Origin of the sequence: Methylobacterium thuringiense (genome assembly GCF_022179645.1) — a bacterium.
GTDB classification, from domain to species: Bacteria; Pseudomonadota; Alphaproteobacteria; order Rhizobiales; family Beijerinckiaceae; genus Methylobacterium; species Methylobacterium thuringiense.
The window spans coordinates 34554-48796 of the sequence record NZ_BPRA01000012.1 but is presented as its reverse complement, the minus strand read 5'-3'; the positions used below and the strand labels follow the sequence as shown (position 1 = coordinate 48796).

The following is a 14243-nucleotide window of genomic DNA, read 5'->3' as shown; positions in this document are numbered from 1 at the left end:
ACGCCTGCAGCGAAGCGAAAGGTGATCCGAAACCTGTAGTATTTTCGAGCGAACTGGTTTCCGGTTCGCGTGAAGAAAATGTGACCGCACAAAGAGATAGAGCAGTTTTCGCGAGTCCAAGATCACGGAAACTGCTCTAGATCACGCTGCGTTTTGATCGAATCGATCAAAACGCAGCGTGATCGATTCAAAAGCTTAAAGCAGGCTTCGCGCGAAAAACCGTTGCCGCTTTTTCGCAGCCTGCTCTCGGGTTACGGCATAGGTGAGAGTCAGGCGACCTCGGCGGCTCCGGCCGCAGGCTCGCCGTAGGTGGCCGCGATGACGGGCTTCTTGGCCCGGATGTGCTCGCGCATCAGCTTGGCGAGCCTCTCGCCGTCGCGCGCCTGGAGGAGCGGGATCATGCCCTCGTGCTCCTCGACCGCGCGGGCCCATTGCTCGTCCGTCTGGTGCGCGAGATAGCGCGAGCGCTGGGTGCGGCCGGACAGGCCGGCATAGATGCCCTGCAACGTCGAGTTGCGGCTTGCATTCATGATCGCTTCGTGGATCTCGCGGTTGAGCCGGAAATAGACGGCCTCGTCCCGTTCCTTCCACGCCGCGACCATACCGGCGTGCTTCTGCTCGATCGCGGCGATCTCGTCGTCGGTGATCGTCCGGCAGGCGAGATCGCAGGCGGTCGCCTCCAGTCCGGCGATGACCTCGATCATCTCTTCGATCTCGGATTGCGAGATGCTGGCGACGCGGGCGCCGCGGTTCGGCAGCAGCTCGAGCAGGCCCTCGGTGGCGAGGATCTTGATCGCCTCGCGCAGGGGCGTCCGCGAGATGCCGAAGCGCTCGGTCAGCTCGCTCTCGTTGACGCGCGCCTTCGGCTCGAGCTCACCGACATGGATGAGCTCGCGCATACGGTCGGCCACCTCGTCGTGCAGGTAGCGCCGGTTGATCCCGATGCCGGGCTCGATCTTGTTCATAGACCCATGAAAGTTTGGCGGATTTCGCGAAATTCGCCTTCCTTGGACGATGCTAGGCTCGGCCGTGATGCGTGTCGAGGCAACTACCCGTGATTGCGCGCGGGAGCCACACGAAATGTCGCAGACCGGGTCGCCCCAGAGGTCCGGCCGGACGTATGTCAGCGTGACCGATCGATGCCGCTGCCCGCGGCACCGAGCGCGTTGACACCGCCACCGATGCCGGCGCCACCCCCGCCGCCGCCGAACGTGCTCAGCGACTGCTCGATCTTCTCGACGCAGACCTGCTGGCAAATCGGCTCCACCATCGCCTGCGGCTGGCACACGGCGATCGCCTTTCCGCGGACGCAGGCACACACGCATTCCGCCGAGGCGAGGCTCGGCAGCAGGAGGAGAACGAGGCCGGCCAGGATGGGTCGCATGGGTTTAGCCCGTTCGTCTGTCGTGCATTGTGATAGCCCTGTTTGGCCTGAGCGCATGATGCTGGTGGGCAACAGGCGTGATCGAGATCGTCCGTGGTGCTGAACAGGGTGCGCGTCGGACATCATACGGGTGCAACATCGGGCAGCATGATGTCCGGCATCGGAATCGGACGTCCGAGGATCGTCCTCGACTGGGAGGAGCGAGATTTCGCCGGATTCTCGATCCTGGCCGACTGGGAGCCGCGCGGTGTCAGGCATCCCCGTCTGCGACGGAGGCGGCCCAGGCCTGGACCTGATCCATCCAGGCATCCGGCGACAGCACGGCTATTCCAGGCAATACCAGCAGCGGCGTGACCCGCTCGGTGCGGTCGCGTTCGCCGAGCCGCACAGCGCCTTTCCGAGCGAAAAGGCGAAGGATTTCAACGAGTCGCGTCTCCTCCGGCGGATCGCTGCGGGCGGCGGTGCGGATCGATTCCGCGATGTCGTCGGTGGTACATTCGACAACGCCGTCCGTGGTGACGCGGTGGTCCCGCAGCCCCTCCTCGTAGGCGAGCCTCAGCGCCAGCAGGACCAGTGTCTCGTCCTTCCGCAGCCGTTCCGCCGGCGCGTCGTGGCGCGCTCCCTCAGCGGGTACGCGCAAGAACACCATCTGGTCTCGGTGGGAAACCTCGAAGCTATACCCAAGACAGGCGAAGTAGTCGCGGAAGAACGGCGCGTAATGGCGCGCAATCTCATACGATCGTCCGATGCCGGGTGTGTCGGCATAGACGACCTGGACCTTGATGAGCACCTGGAGGGCCCGGATCAATTCGTCCTCGCTGGGGGCTCTTGCGCCGGATGGCGGCTCGTCTCCGTCGACGATGGCGCGGAACGGCTCAAACATGCTGCCGCTCGACCGTGAAATCCGGGCAATCGAGCCAGCCGTTGGCGATCCGGCCATCCACCCGCGACAGCCGGTAGCGACCGGCCAGGGCGCCGTCGAACAGCACGTCGATCTCGCGCAGCCGCTGAAACACCACGAAGGCGTCGATATCCGAAACCCTGATCCCGGAGCCGCGGACGGTACGGCCGCTGGCGAACTGGCGCTCCAGAAAAACCGTTATGGATTCAGGAGTTACCGTCGTGCGGCGGCGGAATTCGTCCTTCGCCTCGACGAAGGCATCGATGGCCGGATCGTTGACCGAATCCGGCAACGGCTCCGTGACGATCGCCCGCCGTTTCATACGCGGTGCGTAGAGATGCGGCGGCCCGACGGGCATCCGCGCCGACAGGATCGGCGGCACCGGTGCTCTCGCGACATCCCCGACTGCCCCGACGGCGCGCAGGGCCGCGGCGGTACGTTCGATGCGGGCGGAATCGCGGTTGCCCTCGTAGCGCATCGCCGCGGCGATGCGACGCTCCATGCGTGCGACGATGTCGGAGACCACGTCGAGATGCCGGTCGAGGCCCTCGAAAATCGCAAGGATTTCCGTGAGTTCGCCGCGCACCGTCCGTTCGGCCGCCTCGAGCCCGGCGGCCCTGCCCTCGCGCAGCGCCCCCTCTGCCAGCGCCCGCACGGTCAGCGGGTCGCGCAGTGCCCGTCCCGCCTCGCGCACGATACCGGACCGGAAGCGGAAGGGATTGAAGCGGGTGTGCAGCGTCCGGTAGTCGCTGACGAGGTGGCGTTCGACAAACTCCTCGAAATACAGGCGAAACGCCGCCCGCAGGTCGTCCTCGGCCAGGATGCGCTCCTCGATCTTGCGCATGGAGCCGGCAAGGCTGCGCAGATGCCCGAGGAAATCGCGCGCCGCCTTGGCCGCATTGCTCAACGCTTCCGAACGCTCTCCCGGGTTGGCCGTAGCACTCTCCAGCGCCCCCAGCACGTCGAGCACCGCGCCGCCATAAGAGCGGGTCTCGCCGCGATCGAGCCGGGCGAGATCGTCGAGCAGCAATCGCGCCTGCGGATCGAGATCGACCACCGGCACGTAGCGCTCGCGCCGCTCCACCAGCCAGCCCGAATCGAGGAAACGCCTGTACACCGCCGAGCGCCGCTCCACCGGATCGACGGGGGTGGTCTCGTCGTCCGCGATCTCGGCCTGGGTCCAGCCGCTGCAGAAATCGCCGATCGCTGCCAGCAATTCGCTCTTGCGCAGCGGCTCCATGGTGTCGCCGAACAGCTTTTCGCGGACGTGCAGGAGCAGGGCCGCGTTGAAGGCCCGGCTCGGCGAGGCGAGCGGCTTGAACAGGTCGTCGGAGAGGTGGTTGAACAGCATCGCTTCGACCGGGATGCGCGAGGACAAGCCCGGCCGTGCCCGCAGGTCAAGGGAGCGTAGCCGAACCGACTGCCCTTTCCGTCCAGGAGTGTATCACCGCCGGCCGTTATCCCCGGATAGACGCCGTCGGGTACGCTGGAACGGGCCGAGCGCGCGTCGCGGTGGCGCCGTAGAGACAAGCTGGAACATGATCGCCGTCGATCGCTACCGAGGTCTTCACGTCGGATCGCGATCGGTCGGCGACGGTACGGACAAGCTTGAATGCTTCCGCGCCGTTTGAGGCCATGCCGCCTTGTTCGATCGGTAGGTCATTCAGGGTGCGTCGGGAGGTCGCCGCTCGGGATTGAACCCATCGCGGTGCTCCTCGTTGACTTTCCATGTGACCCTTCGCGGGTCGATAAATTGGAGTTCGTTTTGAAGAGAATCGCAGTCATGACCGCCGTCGCCCTGATCGGTGCTGGAACCCTCGCGACGACGGGTGCCGAAGCTCGTGGGCGTAGTGGCGCTATCGCTGCTGGCGTCGTGGGTGGCCTTGCAGTCGGTGCACTCGCGGCCGGTGCGGCAAATTCCGGTTACGGCAATGGTTATGGCCGGCCGGCCTATGGTTACGACGATGGCTACCGCGGCGGTTATCGCGGCGCCGGGTACGGCGGCTACGAGGGCCAGCGTTATCGTCGTCCGGCCTATGGCTACGATGCTTATGACAACGGCTACTGAGGTTCTTCGAATCTGCTGAAAGTGAAACGGTCGTGCCCATGGGTACGGCCGTTTTGGTATGCGTTTTCAACCCCGCGATGCGGCATCCCGTTCGGCGATGGCCTCCGACCAGACGACGGCGCGGGTCGCCATGCCGATATGCTGGCGCTCGTACATGCGGCCCTCGACCTTGATGGCGGCGCGCTTGGCGTTCTCTTCCTTATCGAACGCCTCGATCACGAGGCGGGCGCGGCGGACCTCCTCTTCGGTCGGTGCGAAAGACGTATTTGCCGGCTCGACCTGGTTGGGGTGGATCAGGGTCTTCCCGTCGAAGCCGAGATCGCGTGCCTGGCGACACTCCTCGCGGCAGCCTTCGGGGTCGCCGATGTCGTTCCAGACGCCGTCGAGGATCGTAAGCCCCTCTGAGCGGGCGGCGGCGAGGGTGAACATCATCCAGGGCAGCATCGGCACGCGGCCTTTCACGAGTTGCGCCCAGGTGTCCTTGGCGAGATCGTTGGTGCCGAGCACGAAGCAGGTCAGCCGTGTGCGCCGGTCGCGGCGCGCCTTGGCGATGTCCTTGATGTTGAGGATCGCCGCCGGCGTCTCGATCATCGCCCAGATCGCGATCGACTCGGGCGCGTCGAGCGCTTCGAGATGGTCGGCGATGCTCTCCAGCACGGCGGGCGAGGACACCTTCGGCATCAGGATGGCGTCGGGCTTCGCCTCGATCGCCTTGCGCAGGTCCTTTTCGCCCCATGGCGTCTGGGGGGCATTGACGCGGATGATGAGCTCCCGGTGCCCGTAGCCGCCGCCCTTTACCGCGGCGCAGACCTGCTCGCGGGCGAGATCCTTCTCCTCCATCGAGACCGCGTCTTCGAGGTCGAGGATCAGCGCGTCGGCCGGTAACGTCTTGGCCTTTTCCAGCGCCCGCAGGTTCGAGCCGGGCATGTAGAGGACGCTGCGGCGGAGGCGGATATCGGTCATCGCGGAGTCCTTCTCGCGGTGCGCGAAATCGGGCACGGCACCGCCCCTGGTGGTCCTTATGAATACGAAATGCGAAAAATGCGACCGGGTGCGGGACACCTCTTTCGGCGCTCAGGCTAGCCGCAAAGCCTTGGCATGGGCTAGGCCGCACTCCGATCCATCCCGTGCCGAAAGTCCGACGATGCCGCTGCTTCGCTTCGATCTCATCGAGGGCCGCTCCAAGGCCGAACTCAAGACGCTCCTCGACGCCGCGCACGAGGCGATGCTGGAGGCCTTCCAGGTGCCGCCGGGCGACCGCTACCAGATCGTCACGGAGCACAAGCCCTCGCGCATGATCGTGGAGGATACCGGCCTCGGCATCCCGCGCACCAAGGACGTGGTCGTGGTGCAGATGACAACCCGGCCGCGCGGGCGCGAGAAAAAGGAGTTGTTCTACCGCCTCCTCACCGAGAAGCTGCAGGCCGCCTGCGGCATCTCCCCGGCAGACGTCATGGTCTCGACCGTCGAGAACACCGACGAGGACTGGAGCTTCGGCCACGGCCGCGCGCAGTTCCTCACGGGCGAGCTGTGATCGCCCTCCCCTCCTCGACCAGCCAGTCCACGAAGGCGGTGTGCGAGGGGGTCTTGTCGGCGTCGTAGGGTGTCAGCGCGACGTAGCCCGGCCGGCTGACGCCGATCTCCGGGAACGGTGCGACCAGCCGGCCGGCTGCGAGAGCGGCGTCGAGCACCGGGAACGGCCCGATGCCGATGCCGAGTCCGTCCTCGACGGCCTGGAGCGTCACGAAGAAGTGGTCGAAGACGTGCCGGCGCCTGCCGGTCATGCGCGGCGCTCGGGCGGCGGCGAGCCATTCCGACCAGTCGTTGGGGCGGGTTTCGGTGGCGAGCAGGACGTGCCGTGACAGGTCCGCGGGTGAGGCCAGCGGCGTTCTCGCCAGCAGTGCCGGGCTCGCCACCAGCGTGTCGGTCTCGGTCAGGAACGGCACCGCACGAAACTGCGGCCAGGGTTCCGCCCCACGCCGGATCGCGAGATCGAAGCCGCCGCGCAACGCATCGTTCAGCGTCGTCGTGGTCGCGACCGTCACCTCGGTTTCCGGACGCGCCGCCCGGAAGCGGTCGAGCCGCGGGATCAGCCAGCGCATCGCGAAGGTCGAGGGAGCGCTGACGCGGATCACGCGCCGCGCATCCGTCCGGCCGCAGGCTTCGGCCGCCTGGGTAAGCCGGTCGAAGGTCAGGCTGACCTCTTCCGCGAAGGCCCGCGCCGACGGGGTCGCCGCCATGCGCCGCCCGACCCGCACGAACAGCCGCTGCCCGAGCCAGTCTTCCAGCGCCGCGATCTGCCGGCTGACCGCCCCATGCGTCAGACCGAGCTCGGTGCCGGCGGCGGCATAGCTGCCGGTGCGTGCGGCGACTTCGAACACGCGTAGCGCATGGAGCGGCGGCAATCGGCGCATCGCTTGGCCTCGACCCGTGAGAATGGCTCACATGTATGGCGAGACGATAGCGCCTGATCGCCGGAAACTCACGGGTGTAGGCTGCGCGAACATGGAATTCGGGCGCGGAAAGGGATGCGAGCGTGAGCGGAACGCTATCGTTGGCCGGATCGGAGGCGACGTCGTCGCAGGATGACGCGAAGGCCGGCGCGTTGGGCCAGCGGCGCGGCCTCGCCGGCGCGTGTCTCGCCCACGCCCTGCACGACGGCTACACCGACCTGCTCTACGTGCTGCTGCCCGTCTGGCAGATCGAGTTCGGTCTGTCCTATGCCGGGGTCGCGGCGATGCGCAGCCTCTATTACGGGACGATGGGCGGCCTGCAGGTGCCGGCCGACCGCCTCGTGGCCCGCTGGCCGATCCGCACGGCGCTCGTCCTTTCGACGCTCGTGGCAGGTGCGGGATTCGGCGTGATGTCGCTGACGGGAAGCTTTTGGGGGCTTTGCGCCGGGTTGGCGCTCGCGGGCATCGGGTCGAGCATCCAGCACCCGCGCGGCTCGCTCCTCGTCACTCAGGCCTATGGCAGGGCCGCGCGTGGGCCGCTCGGGATCTACAATTTCTCCGGCGACCTCGGCAAAGCGGTGTTTCCCGTCCTCGTCGCGCTGCTGCTCGGGCTCCTCGCCTGGCGGACGGTCGGCGGCCTGATGGCGCTGACGGGCGTCGCCGTCGCCGTCGCCCTGCTGCCGGTCCTGCCGCGCCGGATCTTCGTGCAACAGGACAAAGCCGGTACGCGCGACGGCACCGGGGATCGCAGGGGCTTCCGGCTCCTGCTCGCCGTCGGCGCCCTCGATACCGCCACGCGCATGGGCTACCTGCTGTTCCTGCCGTTCCTGCTCCACGCCAAGGGTGGCGATCAGGCGATGGTGGGCGTCAGCCTCGCCTTGGTCTTCGCTGGCGGTGCGCTCGGCAAGGCGGCCTGCGGCTGGCTCGGCGGGCGGCTCGGCGTGGTGCGCAGCGTCGTCGCCACGGAACTCGCTACCGCCCTTCTCATCGCCGTGACGATCCCCCTGCCGCTGACCGCGACCCTCGTGGTGCTGCCGGTGATCGGGGTGTTCCTCAACGGCACCTCCTCCGTCCTCTATGGCACCGTGCCGGAACTCGCGCCGAGCGGCGATGTCGGCCGCGCCTTCGCGCTGTTCTACACGGCGGTGATCGGCTCCGGCGGCCTTGCACCGATCGCCTATGGGGCCCTCGCCGACCACACCGGCGAGACCGTCGGCATCCTGGCCGCGGCGCTGACGGCGCTGGCGATCGTCCCGCTGGTGCTCGCCCTCGGGCGGGCCCTGTCGGCGGATCACGGCGTCTCGGCTCGATAGGCTCGGTCGCCGCCACGTCCCTCCTCCCTCATTGGGGGAGGTGGCCGCGAAGCGGACGGACGGGGCGGCGGTGTCGTTACCGGGATAGGCACGGCGCCGCCCACTCCACCACGCTTCGCGCGGTTCCTCTCGCCCACGGGGCGAGGAGTGGCGCGGCGACCGCTCGCGAACATCGAAACGCGCACGAACGAGCGCGACCATTGAAGTTCGTGCTGTGCCTATTTCAGAACGGCTGAGCTTTTGTCTCCTCCGGCCAAGCATTGCCGGTCAATGTTTCGTCACGATCCCACGCGACACGACGGCCTCGATTTGGTCGGAGGGCGGTCGCCTTGAGAAGAACTTGCTTCGGTCTGGTCCTGCTGGTGGGATTGTCGGTTCCGGTCGCCGCGACGGCCGCCGACAATACGGTGGTCGGCGTCGGCACCGGCGCGGTGGCCGGCGCCCTCGTCGGCGGTCCGGTCGGAGCGGTGGTCGGGGCCGTGGCCGGCGGCTTCATCGGTTCGAACACGCCGAGCACCCGCGCGCGCCATGCCCGCCGCTCCCGTTCCGCCTATCGCCGGCGCGCCGAGCGCCCCGTGGTGCAGCGCGCGCATCTCGCCGACCGTAGCCCTGCGTCGGCACGAGCCCGGCCCGTCTCCGAAATCGATCTCCAGCCCCGCACCGAGACCACCGGCAGCACCCAGAGCCCGCGCGCCACCGGCTGGCAGGACCCGAAGTGAGCCGGGACCAGCGCCTGTCTCATAGAAATCACACCCGGCGAAATGACGAAGCATGACCACCGCGCTGCCATTTTCATGACGCGATGCCCGGCGCAGGATCGCTCAACGAAAGCGACAGCGAGCCACGATGCCATGATCGATCCCGCCGCCAGCTTCATCCATTCCAGCGCGCCCCGCACGGGCCAGTCTTTCGGGGGGATCCGCGATCATGGCGGTCTCTCCATCGCCCGGGTGACCAAGGGGGTCGCCATGGCGATCGGAAAATCTCTCGCGGTGGAGCGCGACGCCGCCCTCCCCGAGTCTCTCGCCTCCCTCGTCGAGCGCCTGCAGGCAGGTCCGCTCGGTCAGACGCAACGCAATCCCCGACGAGTCGCCTGATGTCCAAGCCCGATCGCATCCTCTCCGACGCCGCCGTGCTGCGGTTCCCGATCAGCGCCGCCGAGGCGGTCGTCGACGAAAACGTCGCCTCGGTGATCCAGGTCCTGCAGGACCAGCTTCAACTCGCCCGCGAAGGCAAGCTTCGCTCGGTCGCCGTGGTCTCCGTCTCGAACGACGGCGCCGCCATCGGCACGCAGTGGTCTTGCACCAACGGCGACGTCGCCAGCCTCATCGGCAAGCTCGCCGTGCTCTCCCACGACATGATGGCCGCCCGGAACTGATTTTCTGGCAGTTTTCGTTGCTGCTTGACGATGGCCGTCCGTTTTCGACGGGCGGCTTTTTCTTGTTGCATCGGTTTCATGCGTTTTCGGGAAACGTCCCGCGCCTGAGCCGCGGATAGACGACCGCCTGCCCGATGCCGCGGGCGGCGAGAAACAGCAGGAATGCGCCCCAGAGGCCGGCATTGCCCCAGCCGAGCGCCTGGAAGCCGACCAGCGCCAGCAGATAGGCGACCACCGCCACCAGCATCAGGTTCCGCATCGCCCGCGTCCAGGTCGCGCCGACGAAGATGCCGTCCATGGCGAAGGGCAAGGCCGCGAAGAACGGCGCGGCGGCCGCGAACGGCAGGTAGCCGTAGGCCGCGAGGCGCACCTCCGGGTTCGTCGTCACCGTATCGATGAAGGCGCTGCCGGCGGCGAGAGAGACCGCGCTCACGGCGACGCCGAAGCCGAGACTCCAGAGCAGGCTGAGCCGGGCCGCGACCGCGAAGGCGTGGCGGTCGCGGGCGCCCACGGCTTGGCCGCAGGCCGCCTCGGAGGCGACGGTGAAGCCGTCGAGGAAGAAGCCGCCGATCAAGAAGAGATTCCAGAGCACGGCATTCGCCGCGAGGGTCACGTCGCCGAAACGCGCGCCCACGGCCGAGAACAGCACGATCGCTGCCACGAGGGCGAGCGTCCGAATCAGCACGTCGGCGTTGATCTTCAGCGTCCGGGCCAGCGCAGCCGGATCGAGCACGTCCGCCCGCCCGACCGCGAAGGGGCGCGTGCCGAGGCGATGGACGACGGCGAGTCCGAACGCCGTCCCGGCCATGTCGGCGACCAGCGCCGCGATGGCGGCTCCGGTAATGCCGAGCCCGAAGACGATCACCAGTGCCAGCGTCAGGGCGATGTTCGTGAGGTTGATCGCCACCTGGATCAGCAACCCGAGATCCGTTCGGCCGCGCCCGAGGACGGAACCGAGGATCGCGTAGTTCGCCAGCGTGAACGGCGCCGCGAACATGCGGATGTGGAAGTAGATCGCGAGCCCGGCAAGCACCTCGGGGCTTGCGCCGCTGATGAGCGCGACGAGGGCCGCGATCGGCACCTGTGCCAGGACGAGAAGGAGTCCTATCAGCACGCCGGCTGCCAGCGACCGAGCCAGCGTGCGGGCGACCTCGACGTCGTCACGCGCGCCGACCGCCTGTGCGGTGAGACCGGCGGTGGCCATGCGCAGGCAGCCGAAGCTCCAGAAGATCGCGTCGAACACCACCCCGCCGAGCGCCACGGCGCCGAGCAGTGCCGCGTCGCCCAGCCGCCCGATCACCGTCGCCCCGACGAAACCGATGAGTGGGGTCGTCACGCTCGCCAGCGTGGCCGGCACCGCCAGGGCGAGGATACGCCGGTTCGTCAGGGGCGCGAGCGGAACGGCCGCAGTCGTCATGGTACGAGTCGTCATGGCGGCGCTTATGCGGAGCCGCGCCGCGGCGCCGCAAGCCCGTGATCGTCATCCCCGCGATGCGCGATCGCCCAAGAAATCCGAGAGCAGCGACAGCACTCCGACGCCGGCGCCGACGGCACAGACCAACGGCCAGCCGCCCTGCGCCCAGGCATAGCCGGCGGCGGCCGACCCGATCGAGCCGCCTAAGAAGAAGAGGCCGACGAAGAGCGCGTTAAGGCGTCCGCGCGCTTCCGGCGCCAGCAGGTTGATGGCGCGGCGCCCGAGGGTCTGGTCGGCAAACACGCCGATATCGAGCACGATCGCCGCGAGGCCGAGGAGCGCGAGCGGCCACCAGAACGTGCCGCCGAGGCGGTCGGCCCAGGCTGCGAGGCCGAAGCCGAGGATGGTGGCGGCATGGGCCGCGACGGAGAGCGGGCGGGTCCAGCCACGGTCTCCAGCCCGGCCGGCCAGGGGGGACACGATCGCGCCGCTGGCGCCGACGAGGGCGAAGACGGCGATGTGGCGCTGGTCGAGGCCGAAGGGCGCCTGGGACAGCCGCAGGGCGATGGCCGTCCAGAACACGGTGAAGGCGGCGAGCCCGAGCGCGGCCGTCAGCGAGCGGCGGCGCAGCACCGGCTGCGTTCGGAGCAGGTCCAAAAGCGATGCGACCAGAGCGGGATAGCTCTCCGTCGCCTCGGGCCGGCGCACCGGCAGGCGCGTCCGCATCAGCGGGATCAGCACCACCATGCTCACCCCGGAGAGGGCATAGAAGGCACGCCAGCCGAAGGCGTCGGCGACGAGGCTGGCGAGCGGGCGCGAGAGCAGGATGCCGACCATCAACCCGCTCATGACATCGCCAACCACTCGGCCGCGCTCGCTTTCCCGGGCCATGGCGGCGGCGATCGGCACGAGCACCTGGATGGCCGAGCAGGCGGCGCCGAGGACGAAGAGCAAGGCGAGGAACGGCAGGGCCGTCGGGGCCAAGGCGGCACCGAAGGCAGAGAGGACGGCGGCCGAGAGCATGGCGATGACGAGGCCGCGATTCTCGATCCGGTCGGAGAGCGGCACCAGGAAGAACAGGCCGGCCGCGTAGCCGAGCAGGCTCGCCGTGCCGACGAAACCGGCCCAGCCGCCGGCGATTCCCAGATCTGCGGCGATCACACCGATCAGCGTCTGCGGCGCCGTCAAGTCGACGATGATCACGCCGACCGATGCTGCCAGGAACCACACCGTCGTCCGCGGGATGCCCTCCCCGTTGGCCACGGCCGTGTTCGGTGCTGACCCGGCGTGCATGAGAAGGTGATCCGTCGCTGCCATGGCTAGCCATCCGTCGGCCGTGTGCAGCACGGGATGTGCGTCGGGGATGGTTATGATACCAATCAATAATCGTTGGCTTCAACATGCGGATTTCGCATGAACTCGAACGACCTCGAAGCCTTCCTCGCCGTGGTCGAGACCGGCTCGCTGATGGCGGCCGCCGCCCGGCTGAACCTGACCCAGCCCGGCGTGACGCGCCGCGTGCAGAACCTGGAGGCGCAGCTCGGCGTCCAGCTGTTCGAGCGGCCGGCGAAGCCGCTGCGGCCGACCCTCGCGGGTCGCGAGGCCTACGAGCATGGGCGACGGGTGCTGCAGTCGATCGAGGACCTGCGCAGCGGTGCCGCGCCGAACGGAGCGATTCGCGGTGAGCTGCGCATCGGCGTCACCATCGACCTGTCGGAGCCGGCGCTCGCCGCGCCGATCGACGCCTTGCGCGAATCCTTTCCCGACCTCACCATCAGGCTCACCGTAGGCTGGTCGCCGCTGCTGATGGAGCAGGTGGCGCGTAACCAGATCGACGCCGCCGCGATCACTCTGCCCGAATCGGCCCGGCCGCCGGAGGACCTCGTGGCGGAGGAGCTTCGGGTTCAGGACGTCGTCGTCGTCGCCGGCCGCGATCTCGCCCTGCCCGAGACGGCGGCGCTGGCCGACCTCGCCCGCCACCCCTGGGTCACCAGCCAGGACGGCTGCGGCTTTCGCACGACGCTCCGCCGACGGATGGAGGCGGAAGGCCTCAGCCTCACGGTCGCCGTCGAGGCGCCGAGCACCGATCTGCGGTTGTCGCTGGTGGCCCGCGGCATGGGCCTCGCCATCGTCACGCCGGGGAAACTCGCGCAGAGCCCGTGGCGCGACCGCATCCGGGTCGTCGCGGTCCGAGGCTTCGCCCCGCAGATCCGCTCCTGGCTGATCTACCGCCCGGCGACGGGCCGCCTGCGCCGGCCGATCGCGCTGTTTCGCGATGGCTTGCGGGCGGAAATAGGGGCGGATGCGGTCAGCGGCTCGTTCAACGCCGCGTGAAAAGCGGCGTCGCCGAACGCTGCGCCCTGTGTTTCCCCAGTCGTCAGTCCGGGGCGCCGGAGGCGAACCCGGAACCCATGACTGGGCTCGCCGCCCGCTACAGCGGCGCATCACGGGTGGGGTCCGGGTTCCGCTTCGCGGCTCCGGAATGACGGCTTTGGGATCAAAACCGCTCGGCGTCGATCGTCAAACCACCCCGGATTCCTGCCCCGTCCCCTCGAACACCGGCACGGCCAAACCCTGCTCCGCCAGATCCGCCCGCCCCTCGGCGAGCAGCGCGTTCGAGGCCGTCTCGATCCGCGCCTGCACCTCGGTGAGAAACTCGGGCCGGTCGAGGCCGTGCGGGATCGGGGGTAGGAACTCGATGACGCAAGTCCCCGGCAGCCGCCGAAAACTGTGGCGGCGCCAGTACAGGCCGGAATTCAGGGCCACCGGCACGCAGGGCACACCGAGCGCCACGTAGAGATGCGACAGCCCCTGCTTGTAGGCGGGCTCCGCCCCGGCGGCGCGGCGGGTGCCTTCTGGAAAGATGATGAGCTGGCGCCCGTCGCGAATCGCCTGCGCGGCGGCCGCGTTCAGCTTCGCCATGGTGCGCGCGCCCTTGGCGCGGTCGATCGGCACCATGCCGGAACGGCCGAGGTACCAGCCGAACAGCGGGATCCACATCAGCTCGCGCTTGAGCACGTAGGTGAATTGCTCGAACGGGATCGTCAGCGCCAGCGTCTCCAGCGTCGACTGGTGCTTGGCCGCGATCACCAGCGGCCCCTTTGGCAGGTCCGCGATGCCGCGAAACTCCACCCGCGTGCCGGCCACCACCCGCAGCAGCCAGATCGACACGTGCCCCCATCCCTGCGCGTAGCGCAAAGTCGCCCTCTGCGAGACGAGAACCGGCAGGCCGACCAGCGCGATCAGGGCCGTCGCGATGTAGAACAGGATGTTGAAGGCGAGCGAGCGGACGACGACCATCGGAACCTGAAGACCTGCACCCGCCCGCTTTA

The 14243-nt window shown here is 68.4% G+C and carries 16 protein-coding genes; 7 read left to right on the top strand and 9 right to left on the bottom strand.

All coding sequences use genetic code 11. The features are described 5' to 3' along the window. Positions 1–269: 269 nt before the first annotated feature. The 4 genes from MFF07_RS13800 to MFF07_RS13785 form a co-directional block, all read right to left on the bottom strand. Positions 270–965 carry a GntR family transcriptional regulator gene (locus tag MFF07_RS13800; RefSeq protein ID WP_147818588.1) on the bottom strand — a complete coding sequence of 232 codons (696 nt, stop codon included), beginning with the start codon at positions 963–965 and terminating at the stop codon, positions 270–272. Positions 966–1123: 158 nt separating this feature from the next. Then, positions 1124–1384, bottom strand: coding sequence for a hypothetical protein (locus MFF07_RS13795; protein ID WP_147818589.1), 261 nt, complete (start codon positions 1382–1384; stop codon positions 1124–1126). A gap of 250 nt (positions 1385–1634) precedes the next feature. Next, positions 1635–2267, bottom strand: a complete 633-nt coding sequence (locus MFF07_RS13790) for a DUF4194 domain-containing protein (RefSeq protein WP_147818590.1) — start codon at positions 2265–2267, stop codon at positions 1635–1637. Further along, positions 2260–3636 (bottom strand): Wadjet anti-phage system protein JetA family protein, encoded by a 1377-nt coding sequence (locus tag MFF07_RS13785; protein ID WP_147818602.1) that lies wholly within the window; start codon positions 3634–3636, stop codon positions 2260–2262. Before MFF07_RS13785 ends, MFF07_RS13790 begins: the two co-directional genes overlap by 8 nt. A 432-nt stretch (positions 3637–4068) precedes the next feature. Here MFF07_RS13785 and MFF07_RS13780 point away from each other — a divergent pair, with 432 nt between their 5' ends. After that, entirely contained in the window at positions 4069–4353 is a 285-nt protein-coding gene (locus MFF07_RS13780) for a hypothetical protein (protein ID WP_147818591.1), read from the top strand. 66 nt (positions 4354–4419) lie between these two features. On the opposite strand, the gene MFF07_RS13775 is transcribed toward MFF07_RS13780, so the two are convergent. After that, entirely contained in the window at positions 4420–5316 is an 897-nt protein-coding gene (locus tag MFF07_RS13775; RefSeq protein ID WP_238232213.1) for an HpcH/HpaI aldolase/citrate lyase family protein, read from the bottom strand. A 181-nt stretch (positions 5317–5497) separates the two neighbouring features. On the opposite strand from MFF07_RS13775, the gene MFF07_RS13770 reads away from it, so the two are divergent. Then, a complete protein-coding gene (locus tag MFF07_RS13770; RefSeq protein WP_147818593.1) occupies positions 5498–5887 on the top strand; it encodes a tautomerase family protein in 390 nt (129 codons plus the stop codon). Here MFF07_RS13770 and MFF07_RS13765 read toward each other — a convergent pair. Continuing rightward, positions 5871–6767 carry a LysR substrate-binding domain-containing protein gene (locus MFF07_RS13765; RefSeq protein WP_238232211.1) on the bottom strand — a complete coding sequence of 299 codons (897 nt, stop codon included), beginning with the start codon at positions 6765–6767 and terminating at the stop codon, positions 5871–5873. The two genes, MFF07_RS13770 and MFF07_RS13765, sit on opposite strands and share 17 nt — an antisense overlap. 140 nt (positions 6768–6907) lie before the next feature. On the opposite strand from MFF07_RS13765, the gene MFF07_RS13760 reads away from it, so the two are divergent. The 4 genes from MFF07_RS13760 (at position 6908) to MFF07_RS13745 (ending at position 9497) form a co-directional block, all read left to right on the top strand. Beyond that, on the top strand, positions 6908–8119 hold the full coding sequence (locus MFF07_RS13760) for an MFS transporter (RefSeq protein ID WP_238232254.1): 1212 nt from the start codon (positions 6908–6910) through the stop codon (positions 8117–8119). A gap of 329 nt (positions 8120–8448) precedes the next feature. Beyond that, complete coding sequence (locus MFF07_RS13755) at positions 8449–8838, top strand: hypothetical protein (RefSeq protein WP_147818595.1); 390 nt, start codon at positions 8449–8451, stop codon at positions 8836–8838. Positions 8839–8970: 132 nt separating this feature from the next. Then, entirely contained in the window at positions 8971–9216 is a 246-nt protein-coding gene (locus MFF07_RS13750; RefSeq protein WP_147818596.1) for a hypothetical protein, read from the top strand. Continuing rightward, positions 9216–9497: a hypothetical protein gene (locus tag MFF07_RS13745; protein WP_147818597.1), complete on the top strand. Its 282-nt coding sequence runs from the start codon at positions 9216–9218 to the stop codon at positions 9495–9497. Before MFF07_RS13750 ends, MFF07_RS13745 begins: the two co-directional genes overlap by 1 nt. Positions 9498–9573: 76 nt before the next feature. On the opposite strand, the gene MFF07_RS13740 is transcribed toward MFF07_RS13745, so the two are convergent. Together MFF07_RS13740 and MFF07_RS13735 are read right to left on the bottom strand one after the other, a co-directional pair. Beyond that, the gene (locus tag MFF07_RS13740) at positions 9574–10914 is read right to left on the bottom strand and encodes an MATE family efflux transporter (protein ID WP_238232209.1); all 1341 of its coding nucleotides are present in this window, start codon (positions 10912–10914) and stop codon (positions 9574–9576) included. Between the two features lie 63 nt (positions 10915–10977). Then, entirely contained in the window at positions 10978–12228 is a 1251-nt protein-coding gene (locus tag MFF07_RS13735; RefSeq protein ID WP_238232207.1) for an MFS transporter, read from the bottom strand. A 96-nt stretch (positions 12229–12324) separates the two neighbouring features. On the opposite strand from MFF07_RS13735, the gene MFF07_RS13730 reads away from it, so the two are divergent. Then, positions 12325–13245 (top strand): LysR family transcriptional regulator, encoded by a 921-nt coding sequence (locus MFF07_RS13730; RefSeq protein WP_147818599.1) that lies wholly within the window; start codon positions 12325–12327, stop codon positions 13243–13245. Between the two features lie 186 nt (positions 13246–13431). On the opposite strand, the gene MFF07_RS13725 is transcribed toward MFF07_RS13730, so the two are convergent. Continuing rightward, entirely contained in the window at positions 13432–14211 is a 780-nt protein-coding gene (locus MFF07_RS13725; RefSeq protein ID WP_147818600.1) for a lysophospholipid acyltransferase family protein, read from the bottom strand. Positions 14212–14243: the final 32 nt, after the last annotated feature.

Bases quoted from the DNA above. Each gene is read 5' to 3' on its own strand.
- MFF07_RS13780 (WP_147818591.1), top strand. From the start codon at position 4,069: ATGACCGCCGTCGCCCTGATCGGTGCTGGAACCCTCGCGACGACGGGT.
- MFF07_RS13790 (WP_147818590.1), bottom strand. From the start codon at position 2,267: ATGTTTGAGCCGTTCCGCGCCATCGTCGACGGAGACGAGCCGCCATCC.
- MFF07_RS13750 (WP_147818596.1), top strand. From the start codon at position 8,971: ATGATCGATCCCGCCGCCAGCTTCATCCATTCCAGCGCGCCCCGCACG.
- MFF07_RS13725 (WP_147818600.1), bottom strand. From the start codon at position 14,211: ATGGTCGTCGTCCGCTCGCTCGCCTTCAACATCCTGTTCTACATCGCG.
- MFF07_RS13770 (WP_147818593.1), top strand. From the start codon at position 5,498: ATGCCGCTGCTTCGCTTCGATCTCATCGAGGGCCGCTCCAAGGCCGAA.
- MFF07_RS13740 (WP_238232209.1), bottom strand. From the start codon at position 10,914: ATGACGACTGCGGCCGTTCCGCTCGCGCCCCTGACGAACCGGCGTATC.
- MFF07_RS13785 (WP_147818602.1), bottom strand. From the start codon at position 3,636: ATGCTGTTCAACCACCTCTCCGACGACCTGTTCAAGCCGCTCGCCTCG.
- MFF07_RS13765 (WP_238232211.1), bottom strand. From the start codon at position 6,767: ATGCGCCGATTGCCGCCGCTCCATGCGCTACGCGTGTTCGAAGTCGCC.
- MFF07_RS13795 (WP_147818589.1), bottom strand. From the start codon at position 1,384: ATGCGACCCATCCTGGCCGGCCTCGTTCTCCTCCTGCTGCCGAGCCTC.
- MFF07_RS13745 (WP_147818597.1), top strand. From the start codon at position 9,216: ATGTCCAAGCCCGATCGCATCCTCTCCGACGCCGCCGTGCTGCGGTTC.
- MFF07_RS13775 (WP_238232213.1), bottom strand. From the start codon at position 5,316: ATGACCGATATCCGCCTCCGCCGCAGCGTCCTCTACATGCCCGGCTCG.
- MFF07_RS13730 (WP_147818599.1), top strand. From the start codon at position 12,325: ATGAACTCGAACGACCTCGAAGCCTTCCTCGCCGTGGTCGAGACCGGC.
- MFF07_RS13800 (WP_147818588.1), bottom strand. From the start codon at position 965: ATGAACAAGATCGAGCCCGGCATCGGGATCAACCGGCGCTACCTGCAC.
- MFF07_RS13735 (WP_238232207.1), bottom strand. From the start codon at position 12,228: ATGGCAGCGACGGATCACCTTCTCATGCACGCCGGGTCAGCACCGAAC.